The following is a 20,635-nucleotide window of genomic DNA, read 5'->3' as shown; positions in this document are numbered from 1 at the left end:
TCCGTCACTAAGTCCTCCACTGGCTGCGCCACCTTTCTCGTCAGGAGTTCTGGGTCAGCGGGAGCACGGCCCGCACCCGCCAGCGCCCGGGGGCGGTGCGGTCGGGTCCCGCGTCGAAGATGCCGCCGACCAGGGCGGCCCGTTCGGACATCCCGGCGAGCCCGGCGCCCGCTCCGGTGGTCAGCTGCGCCACGGGGCGCTGCCGGGCCCGGCCGTCGGGGCGGGTCAGCGGGCTGTCGACCGAGATGGTCAGCTGCTCGGCGCCGGCCTCGCAGCGGATCCGCACCCGCCCCGCCGAGGCATGCTTGAGGACGTTGGTCAGCGCCTCCTGCACGATGCGGTACGCCGTCACCTCGATCACCGAGGACACCTCGGGAAAGCTCTCGGGGAATTCGGTGTGCAGGGTCAGCGCCGCCGCGTCGGCGGCCGGACGGGCCTGATCGACCAGTGCCCCCAGCGCGTTCAACTGTGGCCGGTCCCAGTCGTCGTCCACCCCCCGGTCGGACCGCAACAGCACCACCATCCGCCGCATTTCGGCCAGTCCTTGCACACTGTTCTCGCGTATCACCGCGAGCGCCCGCAGCACCGGATCCTCCTCGGCCGCCCCGTCCTTCCCTCCTTTCGCCTCGGTCAGGGAGAGCACGGCGCTGGAGTGGATGGCGATGGCGCTGAGGTGGTTGGCCACCAGATCGTGCAGCTCACGGGCCATACGGGTGCGCTCGGTCTGGAGCACGGTCTTGCGGTCCAGCTCTGCCAGCCGGTTGATCTGCGCGGCTCGCTGCCGCTCGGCATCGGCCCGCTCCTTGTGGTTGCGGATCAACACCCCGGTCCATACGGGGGAGATGAGCAGCAGCGCGACGATGACACCGGTCGTCACCCCCTCCGAGCGGTCGCCGGTGAGGACGAGGAAGACGGTGGTGGCGAGGGTGGCCGCGATGGTCCCGACCTGAAGCACCCGGCACAGCCACGGGGCTCCGTACAGCGCTGCCGCATAGAGCAGGTCCGTATAGACCAGGAGGGGGCCCAGGCCGCCGCTGGAGGTCGTCTCCACGGTGACGGTGAGGGTGCCGACGGCGACCGCGGCCGGCGGCAGGGTGCTGCGCAGGGCGGTCGCGGCACACAGCACGAGCACCGGCAGGACGGCCTGCCAGGCGGGGATATCGCCCCCCATGACCCGTGGGCCGCCCACGACATACAGGATCAGGCAGCCGGCAAAGAAACCGACTGCCAATCTGATGTCACGGAGCGGTATGGGGCGGCGGCGCGCGTGCGTACTTGTGAAAAGACGTAACCACACATGAGGACAGTACTTCGGTGCGTTGCCCGTTTTCCTGGCCCTGGCGCCCGAATTTGGGTCTCTCCCTCGTACATCGAAGTATGTAGCCGTACATCAGCAAGAGGGATGACTCGAAGGCTCCGGAGGATCTGCAAACCTTGGGCTGTCTGTATCGATCGATGTAGGCGAAAAAGGGGGAGACCCATCGCATGACGGGCCGTGACTCACCCAGTACGGCCTCGGCACCGCTCAACTGTGGAGGACGGAAAGTACGTGGAAACGAACGCCGCTCTTCTCGAACTCTGTCCGGAGCCCCTTGTCCAGGGGGTTCCTGACCACCGGCAGCATCCCGGCCAGGCTCGCCGGGGGCCGCTGGCCGCTGCGCCCGCAACTGCTCACGATCACCCGGACGTCCTGTCCACGCCCGTCCCCATATTCGTCGTCCCCTTAGGATCCACCCCCGCCGGCGGATCCGGAACGGGGCTGTCCCCCGACGACTGCCGGCGGCTCAACGGCCACTCCAGAGCCACGCTCGACGGCACGTCCCGCAGCCGGCTGCTGGGCCGGCTTCCCGACCGGGTGAGCGCCGCGATGGCCGCCGCCACCCACTGGCAGCTGTACGGCACCCGCGGCCTGCTGGTCGTGGCCTGCGGCGACGACGCCCGCCAGATGGGCTTCTCGGTGGAATCCGTCCGCCCCGAAACGTCCCCGCCGCACACCCCGTACGAGGTGCTGACCGCCCATGAATCACGCACCGCGGCGCGCTGCCCGGCCGCCGAGCGGGAGCGCCTCGTCACCCGTTTCTGGGTCCGCAAGGACGCCGCCCTCCAGGCCGTCGGCCGTGGCCTGTCCCTCGCGCCCGAACGCATCGAGGCCGGTTTCCCCGCCGACCGCGGCACGGTCACCGTCCCCGGGCCCTATGGCTTCGAAGTGCCCGTCTTCGTAAGGAACTTCACGTTCTCCCCCTCCTACGAGTTCGCCGTCGCCACCCCGGAACCCCTTGCACTCACCCCGTCTTTCGCCTATTCGGTCACGTAGATGCCCGTTTCCACAGGGGCGGTGACAAGCGCACCGGTCCGCAATTGCTTCGGCTGGCTGGAATTCGGATCTTGACATAGGGCGGCGGCACCGGAAATAGCGGCGCAATCGCACGGCCACGGGGCCTTTTGGGCCATGAGAGGCGAGGCGTCTCGCCCTGCACCCACCCGGGTGAAACACGCGCATGTCGCGCTCCCCAGGCATGCCGAAAACCATATTGCCGGGTTAGTTGGTGCGTGCCCACCGGTCGTGGCGAGTACTCCGTCACGGCGCTGCCGGAGCACAGCGGAGGATTCCCGTGATGCCGTCGCCCCTCGCCAAACGGTCCGTCGAAACGCTGCTGTCCGTGCTGCTGGTCCTCCTGAGCGTCGTCGGCCCGCCCGGCCCGAGCGCCGCGGCCGCCGGGCCGGGCGCAGCATCGCCGGGGCCCGACTGGGAGCGCATCGCCGCCTGCGAGAGCAACGGCCGCTGGCACATCAACACCGGCAACGGCTACCACGGCGGTCTCCAGATCGACCTCGCCACCTGGCGCGCCTACGGAGGCCACCGCTACGCCCCCCGTGCCGACCTCGCCACCCGCGCCGAGCAGATCGCCGTCGGCAAGCGCATCGTCCGGGACCGCGGCCTGTCCGCCTGGCCCAACTGCGCCCGCACGGCCACGAGCGGCTCCGCCGGCTCCGCGAGCGGCTCCGGCGACAGCTCCGCCACGGCCGCCCGGCAGTCCCCGTCGGCCGCCCCCGACCCGCAACAGGCCTCCACCACGCGCGGCCGCACCTCCACCGCCGGCGCCGCCGCCCGCACCTATGTCGTCCGGCCCGGCGACTGCCTCTCCGTCATCGCCGAGCGCACCCACGCCCCGGGCGGCACCAAGGCCCTGTACGAGGCGAACAAGGACGCACTCGACCAAGGACCGGACCACATCTACCCGGGACAGCGGCTGCGGCTTCGGACGTGAGGACGGCACCTCGGCCGCGGCGCGGGGCGGTGCGTCCACGCCGCCGGCGGAGCCCGTTGCCGTGGTCGCGAAAAGAGCCGTCACGGTGAATCCACTGATCGGTCAGAGTGAATGAGCGGGACGGGCCGTTGCTCAGGCTTGGTGGATGGGGCACGGCCCGGTAGCAAGACCGCGGGGTACCCCAAACCGCGAGGTGCAGGAGCACACAGTGAAGAACATGGCACGCGTCAATTTTGTGATCGCAGGAGCTTGCGGCCTGCTCCTGGCCGCTGGTGGGATGTCGCCCGCCCAGGCGTGGGGCGGGCCGTGGGGCGGGGGCGGTGACAGCGTGTGGGACAGCGACACCATCGCCCAGATCCGCACCGGGCTCCACTGCCCGCGCCGGGCCAGGGTCTGCGTCAACGGACCGCTGAACAGCGGAAACCTCCAGAACTCGCAGAACGTCTACCTGCGGGGCAACAACAACGACAGCGGCAGCCCGACCAACATCAACGGAAACACCAACTCGCACGACGAGACGCATGGCGTCGAGTCGAGGACCCGGAACCACCTCCAGAACGTCGGCCGCCACGACAAGCAGCGGCTGTGACCCGACGCTGATCCGGCCTTTTCCGGTCTGTCCGGCCCTTCCGGCCCCGGCCCCGGCTCGTTCGGGGGCCGGGGCCCGGTCGTTTCCGGTGGCCCGGGGGGTTCATCGGGGTCTTCGGGGTCTTCGGGCCGGAAACGGCGATCGCCCGGCGGAGTGCGCCGGGCGATCGCGGGACGGCTCGCGAAGAGGCCGTGGGCCGTAGCCGTATCAGGAGGCCATATCCGGGTCAGTGGAGGAGGCCTCCGAGGATGCGCTGAATGTTGTTGCTGCTGTTCGACGAAGCGCCGCTGACCGAGTTGGCGCTGTTGGTGGACCCGTTGGTGTTGGCGATGTTGCCGCTGTTGTTCGGGTTTCCGTGGTTGAGGAAGTTTCCGCTGTTCAGGCTGTTGCCGCTGTGTACCGGCCCGTTGATGCAGGGGTGCGGCGACTTGAAGACCGGTGACTTGTAGTTGAAGTCGGCGAGACGGTTGTTGCAGATGACCCCGGAGACCATGCCGGCCACCGTGCCGACGTCCGCGCCCACCGCCGCCGAGAGCAGGGACTCGCCCGGCAGGGTCACCGCATGGGCCGCTCCGCTGCCGAGCAGCATCAGCCCACACGTCCCGACGATGGTTCCTGCCTGCGCAATTCTTCTCACGTCGCTCCTCGCCTCTTCGACCTACTGATGCCAGACGTATCGTGCTGCCGTTGCCGGCCCGCAACGTCGTTCAACCCGCGGGAAGCAAAACGCTCGGCGGCCACAATCAGCCGGGTGGCCCAACAGCTCGCAAGGGTTTCCGTGGCGGTGGAGTAGCGCGCGCGGGCCCGCCGGCCGGCCCCGGCGGCCTGCCGTGGCGAGAGGAGAGACCCCCAGGGCCTCCAGAGCCCCTGGAGCCCCCAGTGCCGCCAGTGCCCCCAGTGCCTCTAGAGCACCAGCCGTTCCGGCATGGGCTGCTCCACACCGTCCAGCTCCAGCGTGCACCGGGGCATGGAGGGGACGAGGTGCGGCTGGCGCAGCAGGATCCGGAAGGGGTGGGCGGGCTCTTCGGGGAGTTCGCCGGTCAGCACGTTCATGCCGGCGCTGTGCTCCTTCTGGTACGCGACGACCTTGCCGTCGACCAGCAGCTCGACCTCCCCGGAGCGGCCGGGCCCGACATTGACCGTGATCGAGTGCTCACCCTGGTCCAGGTGGAAGTGGTGGCTCTGTCCCATGACGCACCTCCGGCGGTTCCGTCCGTACGACCAGCGTGCCACCCGTACGACCAGCAGTCTTTTCCTGCCGCCGGCGCAGGTTTTGCGAGCGACAATTGTGGTGGGCGCCGGACCGGCCGGTTCACGGAGTGCAGGCCGCCCAGGCCTGCCCGCAGGAACCGGGTGCCGGGCCTGCCAGGAGACGCCGATGAACGGCTCGGTCCGTGTCGGACATGTGGTCGGGGTGCCGCTGCGCCTGCACTGGAGCGTGCCGCTGCTGGTGGGCCTGTTCGCGTACGGACTCGGCCACCAGGGCCTTCCGGTCTGGACGCCGGGCCGGTCGGACGCCGTGTACGCCGTCGCCGGTGTCGCCGGGGCCGCGCTGCTCATGGGCAGCCTGCTGCTGCACGAGACGGCGCACGCCGCGACCGCCCGGCGGAAGCAGATCTCGGTCCAGGACGTGACGCTGTGGGCGCTGGGCGGTACGACCCGGATGGGGCGGCCGCAGACCGCGGCGGCGGCCTTCGCGGTGGCCGTCAGCGGGCCGCTCATCAGCCTGGTCATCGGTGGGGTGGCGCTGGGGGCCGGGATCGGGCTGCACGAGCTGTCCGGCTGGGCGGTGCCCTCCGTCGTCCTGGCCTGGCTGGGCTGGGCGAATCTCTTCCTGGGCGTGTTCAATCTGCTGCCCGCCGTGCCGTTGGACGGTGGGCGGGTGGTGCAGGCGGTGCTGTGGTGGCGCACCGGGGACCGGGACCGCGCGGATCTGGCGGCCTCGCGGGGCGGTCAGATCATGGGGATGCTGCTGGTGGCCGCCGGCTGGATCTCCGTGCTCCGCGGGGCGCCGGGCGGGCTGTGGATCGTCTTCATCGGTCTCTTCGTCATGATCGTCGCCGGGGCGGAGCGGCGCCGTGCCGCCCTCCACACCGCGCTGCGCGGGGTACCGGTCTCCGATGCGATGTCCAGCCCGGTGGTGAGCGGCGCCGACTGGCTGACCGTCCAGCGCTTCATCGACGAGGTGGCCGTGCACTCCCGCCACTCCGCGCTGCCGCTGCTCGACTTCGACGGTCGTCCCAGCGGCCTGGTGCAGATCCGCCGGCTCGCGGCGGTCCCCGGCGCGGGCCGGGAGACGGTGCGGGTGCGCGAGGTGGCCACGCCGCTGTCCCAGTGCGCGGTCGCCGCTCCGGACGAGCTGCTGAGCGAGGCGCTCGACCGGGTCAGCCTGCGCACCGGCGCGCGCATCCTCGTCGTCGACGCGGGGCATCTGGTCGGGATCGTCACGGGGAAGGACATCGGCCGGCTGATGCGGCGGAACACGCTGAGTGGCAAGCAGTCCGGCTGAGCGGCAGTGAGTCCGGCCGACGGGCAAGGAGTCCGGCTGACCGGCCAGAGTCCGGCCGACCGGCCGGCCCGTCCGCCGTCGATGCCTTCAACGGGCGCGCGGGGCCGGCCGGTGGTCACAATGGTGGTACGGCACGCCACGGGGGACGAGGGCCTGCCGGAGCGCAGCACCGGAGCCGGACACGAGCCATGCCGTACCTCACCGTGACCGCCCTGAGCCACACCGGACTGATCCGCGAGCACAACGAGGACAGCCTGGTGGCCGGCCCCTGGACCCTCTGCGGCACGGTGACCGAGAACCCGCAGACCCTGGTGTTCCCGCTCGGCAGTCCGCTGGTCGTCGCGGCCGCCGACGGTATCGGGGGGCAGCCGGGCGGGGAGGTGGCCAGTGCGCTGACCGTCCGGCAACTGGCCGCGCTCGGTCCCTCACTGGGCAGCGAGGACGCCGTCCGGGATGCCGTGAACCTCTGCAACCACGCGGTGTACGCGGCCGCCGAACGGGACCCGGAGCTGACCACCATGGGCACCACGGTCGCCGGCGTGGTCGTGCAGGAGAAGTCCCTGCTGGTGTTCAACGTCGGTGACAGCCGGGTGTTCGACGCGGCCGCGGACGGTCTGCGCCAGGTGAGCGTGGACGACAGCCCGCCGCTGTCGCCGGGGCGGCGCACCACCTCGCTCGTCACCCAGGCGCTCGGCGGCGCGGTGACGTTCAGCGCCGTCACCCCGCACCTCACGACCGTGCCGCTCTCCGTGGGCGACCGCTACCTGGTGTGCACCGACGGTCTGACCGATCCCGTTCCGCAGGACGTGCTCGACGAACTGCTACGGCTGCACACCGGCGGCCGGGCCGCCTTCGAGCTGTGGAAGTCGGCGATCGAGGCGGGCGGCCCCGACAACATCACGCTGGCGCTGCTCACCGTCGGGGAGTAGGGAGGGCGGGACCGGGCCGACGGCGCGGGGCCGGGCGGGTCCGGAACGGTCCCCGGGCGGGACCGGGCCCGTGGCGCGTGACGGCACCCCCTCGGGATAACCCCACCACGGATGTCCCGGCAGCCGGATGGGCCGCGGTGCCTCGCTCAACAACCCTTGCATCATGACGACTTACGCCCGCCGCACCCTTCTGCTGGCCCTCTCCGCCGCAGCCGTCGCCGGCACCCTGGCCGCTGTCTCCCCGGCGGCCCGTGCCCAGGACTCCGGCACCACAGGACCCGCCCTCACCTGGGGGGCGTGCGACGAGCCCGCCCTTGCCGGACAGGAGTGCGCCGCGTTGCCCGTACCGCTCGACTACCGCGATCCGGACGGGCCGCAGCTCGGACTCGCCGTGTCCCGGGTGCGCAGCGAGCGGCCCGGGGCGCGGCGGGGGACGCTGCTGCTGATCCCCGGAGGGCCGGGGGGACCCGGGGTGTCCTGGCTGGGGGCGAAGGGCGCGGCGCTGGGCAAGGAGATGGCCGGCGCGTACGACCTCGTCAGCTTCGATCCGCGGGGGACGGGCGGCAGCACGAAGGCGAGCTGTGGACTCGCCCCGGCCGACCGGCATCTGGTGACCCTGCGGTCGTGGCCGGGGCCGGACGGCGACATCACGGAGAACGTCGCCCGGTCCCGGCGGATCGCCGCGGCGTGCGGCCGTCATGGCGGTGCCGTGCTGGGCAGCCTGTCCACCGCGAACGAGGTGCGCGACATCGAGCGCCTGCGCCGGGCCCTGGGCGAGGCGAAGCTGTCGGCCTGGGCCAGCTCGTACGGGACGTATGTCGGGGCGGTGTATGCGCAGAAGTACCCGCAGCACACCGACCGCTGGGTGCTGGACAGCAACGGTGACCCCGACCCGTCGCGGGTGGGGCGGGGCTGGCTGGCCAATATGTCGGCGGGCGCGGACGAGCGGTTCCCCGACTTCGCGGCCTGGGCGGCGGACCCGGCCAGGGAGGACGAGGGGCTGCGGCTGGCCGAACGCCCCCAGGACGTCCGGCCGTTGGTCCTCCGGCTGGCGGCGAAGCTGGACCGCGTACCGAAGGAGTCCGGCACGAAGGGCGTCCCGCTGACCGGCAACCGGCTGCGCCAGGCGCTCCAGAACGCGCTGTACAGCGACGGTTTCTTCCCCCAGCTCGCCCGGCTCGTCCGGCAGGCCCAGGATCCGGCCGCCCGGCCGGTGCTGCCCCAAGCCCTCGCCGGGCCGCTGCCGGACGAGGACGCGGCGACCGTGATGGCGACCGTCTGCAACGACGTGCGCTGGCCGGCGTCGGTCCCCGCGTACCGGCGCGCGGTGGCCGCCGACCGCGCCCGGCATCCGCTCACGGCAGGGATGCCGGCGAACGTGGCGGCCTGCGCCTTCTGGAAGGACGCGCCGGCACAGAAGCCCACGCGGATCACCGCCGACGGACCGTCCAACATCCTGATGATCCAGAACCGCCGGGACCCCGGCACCCCGTACTCCGGCGCCCTGAAGATGCGTCAGGCCCTGGGCGGCCGGGCCCGTCTGGTCACCTTGGAGCACGGCGGTCACGGCGCCTACCTGGGCAACGGCAACGCCTGCGGCAACCGCACCGTCACCGCCTTCCTGACGACGGGCCGGCGCCCGCAGCAGGACGCGTACTGCGCCGACTGAGCCGGCCGCGTGGCGGCGGCGGGGCCGGCCTTCCCCGTGCGCCCGGCGCCGGGGACGGCCTTAGCGCGGACGGGCGACATATCCGCTCGTGTGCGTCGTGCGGCCCCGGCCCGCGTCTAGGTTGGCCGGATGAGCGCGGCAGGGATCACCGTCCGGGGAGAGGTGCTCCTGGGCACGCTCGGCTCCGTGCTGCTGGGCGCGGGCGGGTGGGGATCCGGTGCGCTGCCGGGGGGAGTTCCGGACGGGCTGTGGGGGCGGCACGGCACGCCGCTCATGTGCCTGGGCGTCGCCCTGTCGTACGCCGGGCTGGTGCTGCTGATCACCGCGTGGTGGCGGCTGGGCACGCGCGTCGCGGACGGGACGGCCGCCGGGTGGCGTGAGTGGTGTACGGCGCTGTGGTGCTGGGCGCTGCCGCTGGTGCCGGGCCCGTTGCTGGGCAGCAGCGACGCCTACAGCTACCTCGCCCAGGGGGCGCTGGCGGGCCGCGGACGCGATGTGTACGTGCTGGGTCCGGCGGCACTGGGCGGGCCGCTCGCGGCCAATGTCCCCGGGATGTGGCACGACACCCCGGCCCCGTACGGACCGCTGTCCGTCGCCGCCGCGCGGGCCGTGGTGGCGGTCACCGGCGAGCACCATGTGGTGGCCGCGACCGTGGGGCTGCGGCTGGTGGCGCTGGCCGGTCTGGGCCTCATGGTGTGGGCCCTGCGCCGGCTGGCCGCCGCGTCGGGCTCCGGTGCGGCCGGTGCGCTGTGGGCCGGGGCGCTCAACCCCTTGGTGCTGCTGCATCTGGTGGGCGGGGCGCACAACGAGGCGCTGATGCTCGGGCTGATGACGGCCGGGTTGCTGGCGTTCCGCCGGGGGCGCTGGGCCGTGGGGACCGTCGTACTGACCGCCGCGGTGCTCGTGAAGGCGCCGGCCGGGGTGGCCTTGCTGTGCGCGGCGGCGGTGGCCGTGGCGGGGCGGGCCGGGGCCTGGCCGCGGGTGCGGCAGGCGGCGGGGATCGCCGGGGTGGCCGTCGCCGCGCTGGTGGCGGGGGTGGCCGTGTGCGGCCAGGGGTGGGGGTGGCTGTGGACCCTCCGTACGCCCGCCGAAGTGCGCACCCTGCTGTCCCTGAGCACCGACGCGGGCCGGCTGCTGGGGTGGCTCGCCGAGGGGCTGGGGTGGGGCACGGCGGCCGGGGCGATGACGGCCGCGCGGCTGGCCGGGCTGCTGGTGGGGCTGGCCGCGGTGGGCTACTGGGTGCGGTGCGCCCCGGAGGTGGGCGCCGAGCGGGCGACGGGGCTGGCGCTGCTGGTGCTGGTGGCCTCCGCGCCGGTGGTGCAGCCGTGGTACGTGCTGTGGGCGGTGGTGCCGTTGGCGGCGGTGTCCTGGCGACGGCTGGGGAAGGGCGGCGCCAAGGCGGCGATGGTGGGCCTGATGCTGGTGGTGATGCCGTCGGGGCACGGTCCCACCTGGGCGAGCGGGATCGCCGCCGCGGTCGGGGGGACGGTGGCGTTGGCGGCGGTGGCGCGGTGGGCGCCTAAGGAGCGGCCGGTGCGGGAGCGGGGCGCCGTCGTCCCGCGCGCAGCAGCCAAAGCGCCCCGGTGAGCGCGCCCAGCGGAATCTCCAGCAGATGCGTGAAGGTGGCGAACAGCAGCATCGCCGAGGCCACGGCCGTGGGGGCGCCGCCGAGGGCGACCAGCGCGACGGCGGCGGCGCACTCGGTGACGCCGATCCCGCCGGGGGTGACGGCGATCTGGGTCAGCAGCCGGCTGGCCGCGAACACCGCCAGCGCCTCCGCCGTTCCCGTACGGGAGCCCGTCGCATGCAGACAGGCCAGGAACAGCGCGCCCTGTGCCCCGAGGGTGGCGGACATGCCGCACACCAACCGCGCCCAGGAGCGGCGGACGATGTCCCGGCTCTCGTCGCGCAGCCGTGCCGCCGACTGCCGGGCGCGCCGGACGATCCGCCGCGGCGCTCCGGCCGGCGCGGTCCGCCGGTGGGTCCCGGGCGTCCGGCGGCGGTGGCGTACGGCAGGCCACACGGCCGCCACCGCCACGGGCAGCACGAGGACCACGCCGCCCGCGGCCGCCGCCCAGCCGATGCCCGGAACGGGCGTCCCCGCCAGCAGCAGCGCGCCCACCGCCGACAGGACCAGCCGTGCGGCCACATTGCACACTCCGGTGAGCGCGACGCACACGGCCACGGCTCGCGGCGGATGCCCCCAGCCACGCGCCATGGCGTAGGTGACCGCGACCCCCGCGCCGCCGCCGAGCGGCAGCAGATTGCTGACGGCGCTGCCGGTGCAGTTCATCCACAGCGCCTGACGCAGCGTCAGTCCGGGCAGCGCGGCGCTGAGTACGTAGGTGTAGCTCCACAGTGCGGCACCTGCCAGGCCGCACATCAGCGCCACCTGCGGGCCGCTGATGTGCCCGAGGTGGGACCGGACGGCGGCCCAGTCCGTTCCCGCCGCCCTCGGCACGGCCAGGGCGAGCAGGACGAGGCCGGCGGCGGAGGAGAGCAGGCCCAGCAGGCGCAGGGCGGATTTCGGCAGACGCACGGGGGGCTTCGGCAGCCGCAGAGGGGGCTTCGGCAGACGCACGGCGGGCCGGGTCATCGGCTCGGTGCCGTGGCCCGGGCGTTCGGGAGGGTGGCCAGTGGATCGCGGTGGAGGGTTCCGGCCGGGAGCCCTCGCTGGATGTACCACTCGGTCCCCATCACCTGGCGGAAGGCGGGTCCGGGCAGCCGGCCCAGCGCGGCCAGGGTGCGTTCGGAGTCGCCGCCCCGGGCCTGGCTGAGGTGCGCGGCCAGGCTGGCGCGCTTGGCCCGCCAGTACCGTTTGACCGGCACCCGGTGGGTGATCTCGGAGCGTGCGCCGTACGCCGTCCGGAAGGAGTCCCGGTCGAACTGCGGCGGGAAGCGGTGGACCCAGGAGGCCGCGCGCAGTCCGCGCAGCAGGAGCGTCCGGTCGACGGTGGCCTCCAGCACCACCGGGGTGCCCGCCATACGGGCGGCGCGGTAGCCGACACGGTGGACCTGTACGTGGTCGGGGTGCCCGTAGCCGCCGGCCGGGTCATAGACGGTGAGCAGGTCGGCGCGCTCCTCGGTGAGCAGGCCGGCCAGCCGGGCGGCCGCCTCCTCGACGTCCGCCGCGGCGAACGGCCGGGTGCCGCTGCTCGCCGGGGCCGGGCCGGGCGAGTGCCCGGAATCGGTGTAGCCGAGGAAGGCGACCCGGGAGCAGCCCAGGATCCGGGCGGAGGCGTGCGCCTCCTCGCGGCGCACCGTGCCGAGGCCGCGGCCTTGCAGGTCCTGCGGCGCCAGGCCGCGTTCGCCCGCCGTGGCCAGCACCAGCACCACACGGTGTCCCGCACCGGCCAGGCGCGCCATGGTGCCGGCGGTCAGCAGCGCCTCGTCGTCCGGATGTGCGTGGAAGAACAAGCATGTATGTCTCACGAACCATGCTTTACCACCCCATACTGGGGGACTTCACGCCCCATTTCGGAAGTGCAGCCATGATCCTTCACATTTCAGACTGCTTTGCGCCGCGGACGGGAGGTATCGAAATCCAGGTCGCCGCCCTGGCCGCCGCGCAGCACCGGGCGGGCCAGGCCGCCGAGGTCGTCACCGCGACGCCCGCCGGGCCGGGGCCCGAGGTGGCCTCGTGGCCGTACCCCGTGCACAGGATCAGCGCGCGACTGCCCGGACATCTCCCCGTTCACCCCAGAGCGGGACACGCCATCGACCGGCTGTTGACGACCCGTCACCCGAGGGTGGTGCATGTGCATCTGGGCGCGGCCTCCCCGTTCGCCTGGGCCGCGCTGGCCTGCGCCCGGCGCCGGGGCATCCCCGCCGTGGCCACCGTCCACAGCATGTGGGATCCGGTGGTGCGGGCCCTGTACCGGCTGCTGAGCCGGACCGGACACGGCCCCACCGCTCCGGTGGCCGTCACGACCGTGAGCAGGCCGGCCGCCCGCCTCATCCGGCAGGCCCTTCCGGACGTCATCCCCCGGGTCATTCCCAATGGCATCGACGCGGCGTGGTGGCGCAGCCCCGGCGCGGTGGCCGAGCGCCAGGACGGGCGGGTGCATGTCGTCGCCGTCGGCCGGCTCGTCCCGCGCAAGGAGCCGATGGAGCTGCTGGCCGCGCTGCACTCCGCCCATGCGCGGATGTCCCGCCGGGGCACCGCGCTGCGCGCCACGTTCGCCGGCGCCGGACCCAGCGCGGGGCCGATACAGCGCTATCTGCGCCGCAACGGGATGGACAGCTGGATCCGCCTCGCCGGCCGTCTCCAGCCCGGCGAGGTGCGGGAGCTGCTGGCCGGAGCGGATCTGTTCGTCAATCCCTGCCGCCGGGAGTCCTTCGGGATCGCGGCCCTGGAGGCGCGCACCAGCGGACTGCCGGTCCTCGCCCGTGCGCACACCGGCGTCGCCGACTTCGTACGGCACAACCGCGAGGGGGCGTTGTGCGGCCACTCGGCCTTCGCCCTGGCCGACGAGGTGCTCTGGCTGGCCCGTACGCCGGGGGCCCGGAGCACCCTGGCCGCACACAACTGGGAGACCGAGCCGGTGCACTGCACCTGGCCCGTGGTCACCGAAGCGTTCGCCCACGCCTACGACGACGTCGCCCGCTGACGCATCGTCATCCCGCATCCGCCGGCGGCCTCCCGGGACAGTGGCCACCGCAACGGCCGGAAGGTTTTCATGCACCGGGTCCTCGACCGCGCTCACCGCATCCTCTTCGCCTCGCTCTCCCTCCTCGGCCTGCGCGGACAGGGGCGGGTCCTGCACTGGTACTTCGACTGGTGGCACCGGCGGCCGGACCCGTGGGGGCTGGCCGTGGACGACTACGAGCAGTCCAAGTACGCGACGACCCTGCGGCAGCTCCCGCGGCGCCGCTACCGGCGGATTCTGGACGTCGGGTGCAGCGAGGGCACCTTCACCCACCGCCTCGCGGAGGCATTTCCGCACGCCGAGGTCACCGGCGTGGACATCTCGGAACGCGCGCTCGCCCGAGCCCGCACTCCGGTGCCCGGCCACACGCCGCTGCCCGGCGGCACCCCGGCCCCCCGGTTCGCGCGGCTGAACATCCTCACCGCGCCACCGGAGGACCCGTTCGACCTCGTCTTCTGCGCCGAGCTGCTGTACTACCTGGGCCGGCACCGCCACCTGCGGCGGGCCTGCGCACATCTGACCCGGGCGGTGGAGCCCGGCGGTCTGCTGGTCCTGGTGCACCCCTGGCCGGAGTCCCGCAGGTTCTGTGCGTACTTCGAGGCCGTCGCGGGGTTCCGCCGCGTGGCCGAGCACGTGGAACCGGACTCCGGCCGCCCCTTCGCCGTCAGCGTCTACGAGGCCCCGGCCGCGGGCGGCGGCGAGGAGCTGCGGAACGCGGGTCCCGGTCCGGCCCCGGGCCGGGAAGCATGAGCCCCACGGTGCGCTTCCCGGCCGGCGGTCCGGCGGCCGGCGGTGCACCGGAGAACACCCGGCCCGGCCGACGGCGTATCGAGGCGGTCCGTCGCACGACGGCCCGCCGTCCGGGCACGGTGCTGCTGCTCGCCGCCGCGGTGCTGCTGCTGCTGGTGTGGCTCCCGGCCTGTCTGCGCGTGGGCATGGTGGATCTGCGGGTCTACCGGACCGCGGCCCCGCACCTGCTCAGCGGCGATCTGTACGCCTTCCGTCTGCGGCTGCCCGGCCCCGACCTGTTTCCGCTGCCGTTCACCTATCCGCCCTTCGCCGCGCTGCTCTTCCTCCCGCTGTCGTGGGTGGTGTGGCCGCTGGTGAGCGCGGTGTGGACCGCGGCCTCGGTCCTGGCGCTGTGCGTCCTGGTCCACTGCTGTCTGCGGATGGCCGACCCCGCCGGGCCGGCGGCGCGGCACCGGCGGCGCGTACTGCTGTGGAGTGCCGCCCTTTTGTGGACCGAACCGGTCGCCGTCACGCTCGCGCTCGGGCAGATCAATCTGCTGCTGGCGGCGTGCGTGGCGTTCGCGGTCGAGCGGCGATCGGCGGCCGCGGCGGGGCTCGGCACCGGCCTCGCCGCGGGGGTGAAGCTGGTCCCGGCCGTCACCGGCCTCTACTTCCTGGTGCACCGGCGCTGGTCGGCGCTGTGGTGGTCGGGCGCGGTGTTCGCCGCCACCGTCGCGGCCGGATGGTGGGCGGCGCCCCGGCCCGCCGCCGACTTCTGGCTCCACGCGGTCGGCGAGGCCGCACGGGTCGGTCCGGTCGGCTCGGTGCTCAACCAGTCGGTGCGCGGGGCGCTGTCCCGCACGCTCGGCCACGACGTCGGCTGGTCCGCCCCGTGGTGGGTCTGCGCCGTCCCGGCAGCGCTGCTGGCGGTGACCGCCGTGGTGCGCACGGCCCGCCGCACCGATCGCCTCGGCGCGCTGCTCGCCGTCCAGCTCCTGGGCCTTCTGATCAGCCCCATCTCGTGGTGCCATCACTGGATCTGGTCCGTCGCGGCCGTCCTGTGGCTGACCCACACCCCGCACCGGACCCGGGCCCACACCGCGGCCCTGACCGCCTGGGGCCTGGCCCTCGCCGGCTATCTCATCCACTGGCTGGCGCTGGCCCAGGCGGACATCTGGGAATTCGGGCGCCCCTGGTACCTCGCCGCGCTCGGCTGGAGCTATCCCGTCTGCGCGGTGCTCACCCTCATCGCGCTGCTGCTGCCCGCCGCGGGGCAGGGAACGCACCGGCCGTGGACCTCCTGTCAGCCACGCTCCTCCTCGGCCTCCATCAGCCGGATGCCCTGATGGGTCAGCGTGACCATGGCGGGGGTGTTGCCCGCCACCCAGTCGACCGTGATCAGGCCCTCGCCCACCAGATAGGTGCAGGCGGCCGCCAGATCCTGGGCATCGATCCCGAGGTCGTCATGCAGCCTCGCACCGGTGACGCCCAGCAGGCGGTTGCCCTCGGTGGCCTCGTACAGGGCCTTCATGACGTGGTCGCGGTAGGTCTTGCGCTCGCGCAGTGTTGCCATGACTGCCGCCCTCTCGTGCTCGGAGCCGTGCCGCCGCCGCTCCGTGCCGCCTCAGACCTCGTCGGCCTGCGGCCCGTTGCCTCCGGACGACCGGCCCGACGCCAGCCAGGACCGCGCCGGCCGGGCCGGGTGCGCGGTGTCGACGGTGAGGTGGAGGCGGGTGCCGCCGTCGCCGCCGGCGGGGTAGCTGCGCTGTTCGGTGGTGGCGAAGCTGCGGCGGAGCGTCTCCGCGACCTGCCGGGCGGTCTCGGGGGAGGCGGCGACGATACGCACCTCGGCCTGCCCGCCCGCGGGCATGGGCTCCACAGGTTCCTTGGCAGCTTCGGATTTCATGCCGACCTCCATGCCCTCACTGGACCGCAAGTGGCGAAGGTCTCACGGCCTCTTCACCCTACTCCGCCCGAGGTCCCCGAGCTCGGCCGTGACCAGCGATTGTTCCGGTCCACGCGACCGTGGCCGGTGCCGCGGGCGGACCCCGGCGCCTGCCCGCGGAGTACCGTGAAGCCAGCGAGGCTTTGCACGTCGGCGGTCGCGCCGGCGTCGTCGCGGGCAATCAGCGGACGTACCGAACCGCGGACGGGCGAGCACACCATGGCCGACTCCGACACCCCCGACCTCCCCAAGCTGCTGCCGGAAGCGATCCATGAGGTGAGACCCGGTACCGCGCTCGTGAGGCTGGAGACGACGCGGTCCCGCGAGGGTGTTCTCGACGGTGCGTGGTGGCCGCGTTCCCGCGACATCGGTGCCGAGCTGCCCGGTCTGATCACGGCATTGACCGAGCATCTCGGCCCCGTCGCACGCGTCGGCCTGGACGCGAGTGCCTGGGAAGACCTCCCGACACGTCTGGTCATCGACGACCGGATCGTGCACATCGACTCCTTCCCGGTCGGCGACGACACGATCCTCATCACCCGCGGCGACCAGGACCACTTCTCGCTGCTGGTGGTACCGCCCACCGCAACGGCCGAGGCGGCACACGCCGCCATGACCAGGGCCGTGCAGGCCGACAACGTCGTCCGGGCCGGACAGATCCTCATCGACACCGGCAGCGGTCCGCCGGGCCCGAGCCCCGCGGCAGGCCCGCGAACCGGCCGGGAACCCAGCGGTTCGGCCTGACGGCCCGGGTCGTCGGGTGCGGGTGCGGGAGCCTCAGGCGCCGAGGCGGATTCCCTTGACGGCGGTGTCGAAGACCGGCCGGTAGGTGTTCCACTGCGCGTCCGGCGCGGAAAGGTAGATCACGTACTGGGTGCCGTCGTCGCCGCTGAACGCCAGCTCCACCGCCCGGTACTTCCGCTTCTTGCCGTCGAAGGTGAACTCCCAGTACCCCGCGGGCCGTCCGCGGAAGGCCGTGGCGTCCATCCGCACCCGCTCGTAGCCCGGGTTGTCCCGGCGCGTCTGGGCCTCTTCGGTCTCCCGCCAGTGCCGGAGCGGATCGGAGCCCGCGAATCCGACGATGTTGATCCGCAGGCCCACCAGCTCGGACGGGTCCACGTAGGCGACCTCACCGCCGGGCGGATCCTCGCGCGTCCAGCCGTCCCGGACGGGGAGGGAGAAGCCGTCGCCCTCCTTCTGGAGGTGGTAGCCAGCGGGGAGCGGGGGAAGCGGGGATGGGCTGTGGTGCGCAGGACGGCCGGCCGAGGCGGTGTCCGAGGGGCCCTTGTCCGTCGCCTCGGCGCCGCCCCAGGGCCACAGCAGCGCGCCGCCGGTCACCGAGGCGGCGGCCGCCACCGCCGAGGCGCACCACAGCACCGTGCGGCGCCTGCGGCTGCCCCCGCGCGTGGGCGCTTCGCTGACGGCGGTGCGCTGCGGCTGCGTGGCCGGGTCGTCGAGCGCGGTCCGTGTGCCGGAGGTGTCGCCCGGGCGGTGCTGCCTGGCAGTCGTTGCTCCGGCGGCCCGGCCCAGGAGGCGTTCGGCCTCGTGGGCGTCCATGCGCTGCCCGGGTTCCTTCCGGAGCAGACTCTCGATCACCGGGGCCAGCTCGCCGGCGTTGCGCGGGGCCTCGTACGCCTCGGCGGCGATGGCGTACGCCGTCTCGATCGCGGTGTCCCGGCCGAACGGTGGCCGGCCCTCGACCGCTTGGTACAGCGTCGCCCCGAGGGACCACAGGTCGCTGGCGGGGCCGGGCTCGGCGATGTTGCTGCGGAGGCGTTCGGGCGCCAGGTACTGGATGGACCCGACCAGTTCGCCGGTCCTGGTCAGTGAGGGCGTACCGGACTGGACGGCGATGCCGAAGTCGGTGAGGACGATGCGTCCGTCGTTGCCGAGCAGCACATTGCCGGGCTTGACGTCCCGGTGCAGCACTCCGGCGTCGTGCGCGGCGCGCAGCGCGGCGGCCATGCCGCAGCCGATCCGGGCCGCTTCCTCCGGCGCCAGCGCGCCCTGCCGCTTGAGGACGTCGCCCAGTGTGTCCGAGGGGATGTACTCCATGACGATGCACGGCAGACCCTCGTCGTCGACGACGTCGTGCACCACGATCACGTGCGGATGGGTGATCCGGGCGGCGCTGCGGGCCTCGCGGCGGGTGCGCTCGTAGAGCGTGTGGACCTCGTCGTCGTTCAGGTGCGGCGGAACGAACAGCTTCTTCACGGCGACATGGCGGCCGAGCAGTTCGTCCTCGGCCCGCCAGACCGTGCCCATGCCGCCGCGGCCCACCCGCTCCACGAGCCGGTACCGGCCGGCTATCAGCCGCCCCAGATCGGACACCGTGTGATCGCCTCCCTCGCCCCGGCCGTACAGCTTGCGGGAGCACGATAGCCCGTGCCGACGAGCGCCCGGAGGGGGGAGTTCCGCTTCGATCCGGCACGGTGGCGGCCGGGTGCCGGCGGACTCCGGGGCAGGCGGGGCAACTGCCCCCGCGGCGCGCCCCCTTCGCCCGGCCGCACCGGAGCCGTGACCGGACACCGGCCGGTGGGGCAGCGTGGAGAGGGCGGCAGCTACGGCGGCAGCCACCCGCAGAGGGCCCCGCCTCACATACGGCCTCATTTAGGCCTCACCTACGCCGATGAACCCGCCCCGCACCCGCGGAGGAACCCGCTCGCACTCCAGTACGTCTTCCCGCGTACGTGTTGGCGTGTGGACGGTCCCTGGAGGAACCCGGTGGAGCACAGGATGTTGGGGCAGCGGTACGAGCTGGTGGAGCAGCTCGGGCACGGCGGGATGGGAAAGGTGTACCGGGCCGTGGACCACCGGTTGCGCCGTACCGTCGCAGTGAAGACCCTCTCCGCCGAGCTGGCGCTGGAGCCCGAGTTCCTCACCCGGTTCCAGCGCGAGGCGCACGCCGCCGCCGCCCTCAACCACCCGGGTGTGGCCACCGTGCATGACGTGGGGGAGGACGCCGGTGGCGGTGCCGCCGAGCCCTATCTGGTCATGGAGTACGTGGAAGGCAGAACCCTCAGCCACGTCCTCAAGGACGGCGTGCTGCCGGTGGCGCAGGCGGTCGGCCTCACGGGCCAGGTGCTGGAGGCCCTGGAGCACAGCCACCGGCACGCCATCGTGCACCGGGACATCAAACCCGCGAACGTGATGCTCACCGGTACGGGCAGGGTCAAGGTCGTCGACTTCGGCATCGCCAAGGCGCTGAGCGAGGTGGCCACCCGGCTGACCGGCACGGGCGTGGCCGTCGGCACCCCCGCCTATCTGGCCCCGGAGCAGATCAACGGCGGCGGGACCGATCACCGTACGGACCTCTACGCCGTGGGCTGTCTGCTCTACGAGCTGCTGACGGGCCGTCCCCCGTACACCGGCGATTCCCCGTTCTCCGTCATGCACCAGCATCTGGCCGCGGAACCGGTGCCTCCCTCCCGGCTCCGCCCGGAGCTGCCGCCCGCCATGGACGCGCTGATCGCCAGGGCGCTGCACAAGGACCGGGAGGACCGCTTCGCGAGTGCGTCCACGATGCACCAGGCGCTCGGCGAAGCCTCCCGGCCCCTCACCCCGGCTCCGCCCGTCCGCACCCCCACCACACTCGACCCGGCCGCACTCGACGGGGCCGCACTCGACCCGGCCGTACTCGACCCGGCCGTCAGGGAACCCGCCCCGGCCGCCGTCGCCTCCCCCGCGCCCTCCGGGAGCGGGCCGGAGGCGCCACAGCCCGCCCGCCGGAGAGGGGCCCGGGTGGTCTTCCGGCCGACGGCCGAAGGCGCGGTCGCCCTCCTCGGCTGCTTCCTCTCCCTGGTGATATCCCGGACCGACATGATCGAGGCCGGCCAGTTCAACCGGGTCGCGCTGCTCGCCGCCGTCGCCGGTGCGGTGTTCCTGCTGTGGTCGGCACGGCTCGCCTGCGCGGTGGTCTGGGGCCCGGTGGCGGAGGCCGTGGCCACCTGGTCCGAGCTCGCCCGCGGCAGCGTCGGCTGGGAAACCCACTACGTCATCATCGCCCTGGTCCTGGGCATCGTCGCCGCAGTGTGCCTGGCCGCCGGATACAAGGACGAAGGCACGGGCGGATTCGCCCTCGTGGCGTTCTGGTTCACCGCCCTGACATCCGTCTGGTTCTTCCTCGACGACCTCCGCAAGATCGCCGTGTTCTACGTCCTTCTCCTGGGCGTCCCCCTCGCCCTCGGCGCCCAGATCCTCAAGTCCCGCATCCGGCCGGCCGCTTCGGAACACCGCGCTGCCCCGCACAGCGCCCCCGCCCTCCCGAAGCCGTCGGAGAACCTCCCCACCGGCCGGCGACGCGCACGGGGGGCGGCAGACCAACACGCCCGCCGATAATGGGAGATG

The 20,635-nt window shown here is 73.2% G+C and carries 20 protein-coding genes; 12 read left to right on the top strand and 8 right to left on the bottom strand.

All coding sequences use genetic code 11. The annotated features are described in order from the left end of the window. Positions 1–40: 40 nt before the first annotated feature. Positions 41–1,189, bottom strand: coding sequence for a sensor histidine kinase (locus IF67_RS0121020; protein ID WP_158713135.1), 1,149 nt, complete (start codon positions 1,187–1,189; stop codon positions 41–43). Positions 1,190–1,549: 360 nt separating this feature from the next. Between IF67_RS0121020 and IF67_RS43800 the strand changes: the two genes are divergently transcribed. The 3 genes from IF67_RS43800 (at position 1,550) to IF67_RS0121000 (ending at position 3,858) form a co-directional block, all read left to right on the top strand. Beyond that, positions 1,550–2,314 carry a hypothetical protein gene (locus IF67_RS43800; protein ID WP_158713134.1) on the top strand — a complete coding sequence of 255 codons (765 nt, stop codon included), beginning with the start codon at positions 1,550–1,552 and terminating at the stop codon, positions 2,312–2,314. A 301-nt stretch (positions 2,315–2,615) separates the two neighbouring features. Beyond that, positions 2,616–3,269: a transglycosylase family protein gene (locus tag IF67_RS0121005; RefSeq protein ID WP_030987848.1), complete on the top strand. Its 654-nt coding sequence runs from the start codon at positions 2,616–2,618 to the stop codon at positions 3,267–3,269. A gap of 217 nt (positions 3,270–3,486) precedes the next feature. Beyond that, positions 3,487–3,858, top strand: a complete 372-nt coding sequence (locus IF67_RS0121000) for a hypothetical protein (RefSeq protein WP_234341214.1) — start codon at positions 3,487–3,489, stop codon at positions 3,856–3,858. Positions 3,859–4,084: 226 nt separating this feature from the next. Here IF67_RS0121000 and IF67_RS0120995 read toward each other — a convergent pair whose 3' ends face one another. Together IF67_RS0120995 and IF67_RS0120990 are read right to left on the bottom strand one after the other, a co-directional pair. Further along, the gene (locus IF67_RS0120995) at positions 4,085–4,447 is read right to left on the bottom strand and encodes a hypothetical protein (protein WP_051818375.1); all 363 of its coding nucleotides are present in this window, start codon (positions 4,445–4,447) and stop codon (positions 4,085–4,087) included. 314 nt (positions 4,448–4,761) lie between these two features. Next, on the bottom strand, positions 4,762–5,049 hold the full coding sequence (locus IF67_RS0120990; RefSeq protein WP_030987841.1) for a hypothetical protein: 288 nt from the start codon (positions 5,047–5,049) through the stop codon (positions 4,762–4,764). Between the two features lie 187 nt (positions 5,050–5,236). Here IF67_RS0120990 and IF67_RS0120985 point away from each other — a divergent pair, with 187 nt between their 5' ends. From IF67_RS0120985 to mptB, 4 genes are all read left to right on the top strand, one after another. Next, the gene (locus IF67_RS0120985) at positions 5,237–6,367 is read left to right on the top strand and encodes a site-2 protease family protein (protein ID WP_030987839.1); all 1,131 of its coding nucleotides are present in this window, start codon (positions 5,237–5,239) and stop codon (positions 6,365–6,367) included. Positions 6,368–6,555: 188 nt separating this feature from the next. Beyond that, entirely contained in the window at positions 6,556–7,296 is a 741-nt protein-coding gene (locus IF67_RS0120980) for a PP2C family protein-serine/threonine phosphatase (RefSeq protein WP_030987836.1), read from the top strand. Positions 7,297–7,459: 163 nt separating this feature from the next. Then, positions 7,460–8,965: an alpha/beta hydrolase gene (locus IF67_RS0120975; protein WP_030987835.1), complete on the top strand. Its 1,506-nt coding sequence runs from the start codon at positions 7,460–7,462 to the stop codon at positions 8,963–8,965. A gap of 129 nt (positions 8,966–9,094) precedes the next feature. Next, complete coding sequence (gene mptB / locus IF67_RS0120970) at positions 9,095–10,552, top strand: polyprenol phosphomannose-dependent alpha 1,6 mannosyltransferase MptB (RefSeq protein ID WP_158713133.1); 1,458 nt, start codon at positions 9,095–9,097, stop codon at positions 10,550–10,552. Here the strand turns inward: mptB and IF67_RS0120965 are convergent. Together IF67_RS0120965 and IF67_RS0120960 are read right to left on the bottom strand one after the other, a co-directional pair. Continuing rightward, a complete protein-coding gene (locus tag IF67_RS0120965; RefSeq protein WP_158713132.1) occupies positions 10,485–11,504 on the bottom strand; it encodes a lysylphosphatidylglycerol synthase transmembrane domain-containing protein in 1,020 nt (339 codons plus the stop codon). The genes mptB and IF67_RS0120965 overlap by 68 nt on opposite strands. Before the next feature lie 53 nt (positions 11,505–11,557). Next, positions 11,558–12,382 carry a PIG-L deacetylase family protein gene (locus IF67_RS0120960; protein ID WP_037839643.1) on the bottom strand — a complete coding sequence of 275 codons (825 nt, stop codon included), beginning with the start codon at positions 12,380–12,382 and terminating at the stop codon, positions 11,558–11,560. A gap of 74 nt (positions 12,383–12,456) precedes the next feature. Between IF67_RS0120960 and IF67_RS0120955 the strand changes: the two genes are divergently transcribed. The 3 genes from IF67_RS0120955 to IF67_RS0120945 all read left to right on the top strand — a co-directional run bounded on the left by IF67_RS0120955 (position 12,457) and on the right by IF67_RS0120945 (position 15,689). Further along, positions 12,457–13,575 (top strand): glycosyltransferase family 4 protein, encoded by a 1,119-nt coding sequence (locus IF67_RS0120955; protein ID WP_030987826.1) that lies wholly within the window; start codon positions 12,457–12,459, stop codon positions 13,573–13,575. A 69-nt stretch (positions 13,576–13,644) separates the two neighbouring features. Next, on the top strand, positions 13,645–14,364 hold the full coding sequence (locus tag IF67_RS40390) for a class I SAM-dependent methyltransferase (RefSeq protein WP_051818368.1): 720 nt from the start codon (positions 13,645–13,647) through the stop codon (positions 14,362–14,364). Next, a complete protein-coding gene (locus tag IF67_RS0120945; RefSeq protein ID WP_078889543.1) occupies positions 14,361–15,689 on the top strand; it encodes a glycosyltransferase 87 family protein in 1,329 nt (442 codons plus the stop codon). Before IF67_RS40390 ends, IF67_RS0120945 begins: the two co-directional genes overlap by 4 nt. Here the strand turns inward: IF67_RS0120945 and IF67_RS0120940 are convergent. After that, on the bottom strand, positions 15,647–15,916 hold the full coding sequence (locus IF67_RS0120940; protein ID WP_030987822.1) for a hypothetical protein: 270 nt from the start codon (positions 15,914–15,916) through the stop codon (positions 15,647–15,649). The genes IF67_RS0120945 and IF67_RS0120940 overlap by 43 nt on opposite strands. 51 nt (positions 15,917–15,967) lie before the next feature. Next, positions 15,968–16,249 carry a hypothetical protein gene (locus IF67_RS0120935; protein WP_030987821.1) on the bottom strand — a complete coding sequence of 94 codons (282 nt, stop codon included), beginning with the start codon at positions 16,247–16,249 and terminating at the stop codon, positions 15,968–15,970. Positions 16,250–16,507: 258 nt separating this feature from the next. Here IF67_RS0120935 and IF67_RS0120930 point away from each other — a divergent pair, with 258 nt between their 5' ends. Next, entirely contained in the window at positions 16,508–17,032 is a 525-nt protein-coding gene (locus IF67_RS0120930) for a DUF5994 family protein (protein WP_030987820.1), read from the top strand. A gap of 33 nt (positions 17,033–17,065) precedes the next feature. Here the strand turns inward: IF67_RS0120930 and IF67_RS0120925 are convergent, their stop codons facing one another. Next, positions 17,066–18,619 carry a serine/threonine-protein kinase gene (locus IF67_RS0120925; protein ID WP_030987819.1) on the bottom strand — a complete coding sequence of 518 codons (1,554 nt, stop codon included), beginning with the start codon at positions 18,617–18,619 and terminating at the stop codon, positions 17,066–17,068. Between the two features lie 405 nt (positions 18,620–19,024). On the opposite strand from IF67_RS0120925, the gene IF67_RS40385 reads away from it, so the two are divergent. After that, on the top strand, positions 19,025–20,626 hold the full coding sequence (locus IF67_RS40385; RefSeq protein ID WP_051818363.1) for a protein kinase domain-containing protein: 1,602 nt from the start codon (positions 19,025–19,027) through the stop codon (positions 20,624–20,626). The last annotated feature ends 9 nt before the right edge of the window (positions 20,627–20,635 follow it).

The organism is Streptomyces sp. NRRL S-1813 (assembly GCF_000719605.1).
GTDB classification, from domain to species: Bacteria; Actinomycetota; Actinomycetes; order Streptomycetales; family Streptomycetaceae; genus Streptomyces; species Streptomyces decoyicus.
The sequence above is the reverse complement of the archived record's forward strand: the minus strand, read 5'-3'. Positions and strand labels throughout refer to the sequence as shown.

Bases quoted from the DNA above. Each gene is read 5' to 3' on its own strand.
- IF67_RS0121005 (WP_030987848.1), top strand. From the start codon at position 2,616: ATGCCGTCGCCCCTCGCCAAACGGTCCGTCGAAACGCTGCTGTCCGTG.
- IF67_RS0121000 (WP_234341214.1), top strand. From the start codon at position 3,487: ATGGCACGCGTCAATTTTGTGATCGCAGGAGCTTGCGGCCTGCTCCTG.
- IF67_RS0120995 (WP_051818375.1), bottom strand. From the start codon at position 4,447: ATGCTGCTCGGCAGCGGAGCGGCCCATGCGGTGACCCTGCCGGGCGAG.
- IF67_RS0120990 (WP_030987841.1), bottom strand. From the start codon at position 5,049: ATGGGACAGAGCCACCACTTCCACCTGGACCAGGGTGAGCACTCGATC.
- IF67_RS0120985 (WP_030987839.1), top strand. From the start codon at position 5,237: ATGAACGGCTCGGTCCGTGTCGGACATGTGGTCGGGGTGCCGCTGCGC.
- IF67_RS0120980 (WP_030987836.1), top strand. From the start codon at position 6,556: ATGCCGTACCTCACCGTGACCGCCCTGAGCCACACCGGACTGATCCGC.
- IF67_RS0120975 (WP_030987835.1), top strand. From the start codon at position 7,460: ATGACGACTTACGCCCGCCGCACCCTTCTGCTGGCCCTCTCCGCCGCA.
- mptB (WP_158713133.1), top strand. From the start codon at position 9,095: ATGAGCGCGGCAGGGATCACCGTCCGGGGAGAGGTGCTCCTGGGCACG.
- IF67_RS0120955 (WP_030987826.1), top strand. From the start codon at position 12,457: ATGATCCTTCACATTTCAGACTGCTTTGCGCCGCGGACGGGAGGTATC.
- IF67_RS40390 (WP_051818368.1), top strand. From the start codon at position 13,645: ATGCACCGGGTCCTCGACCGCGCTCACCGCATCCTCTTCGCCTCGCTC.
- IF67_RS0120945 (WP_078889543.1), top strand. From the start codon at position 14,361: ATGAGCCCCACGGTGCGCTTCCCGGCCGGCGGTCCGGCGGCCGGCGGT.
- IF67_RS0120940 (WP_030987822.1), bottom strand. From the start codon at position 15,916: ATGGCAACACTGCGCGAGCGCAAGACCTACCGCGACCACGTCATGAAG.
- IF67_RS0120935 (WP_030987821.1), bottom strand. From the start codon at position 16,249: ATGAAATCCGAAGCTGCCAAGGAACCTGTGGAGCCCATGCCCGCGGGC.
- IF67_RS0120930 (WP_030987820.1), top strand. From the start codon at position 16,508: ATGGCCGACTCCGACACCCCCGACCTCCCCAAGCTGCTGCCGGAAGCG.
- IF67_RS40385 (WP_051818363.1), top strand. From the start codon at position 19,025: ATGTTGGGGCAGCGGTACGAGCTGGTGGAGCAGCTCGGGCACGGCGGG.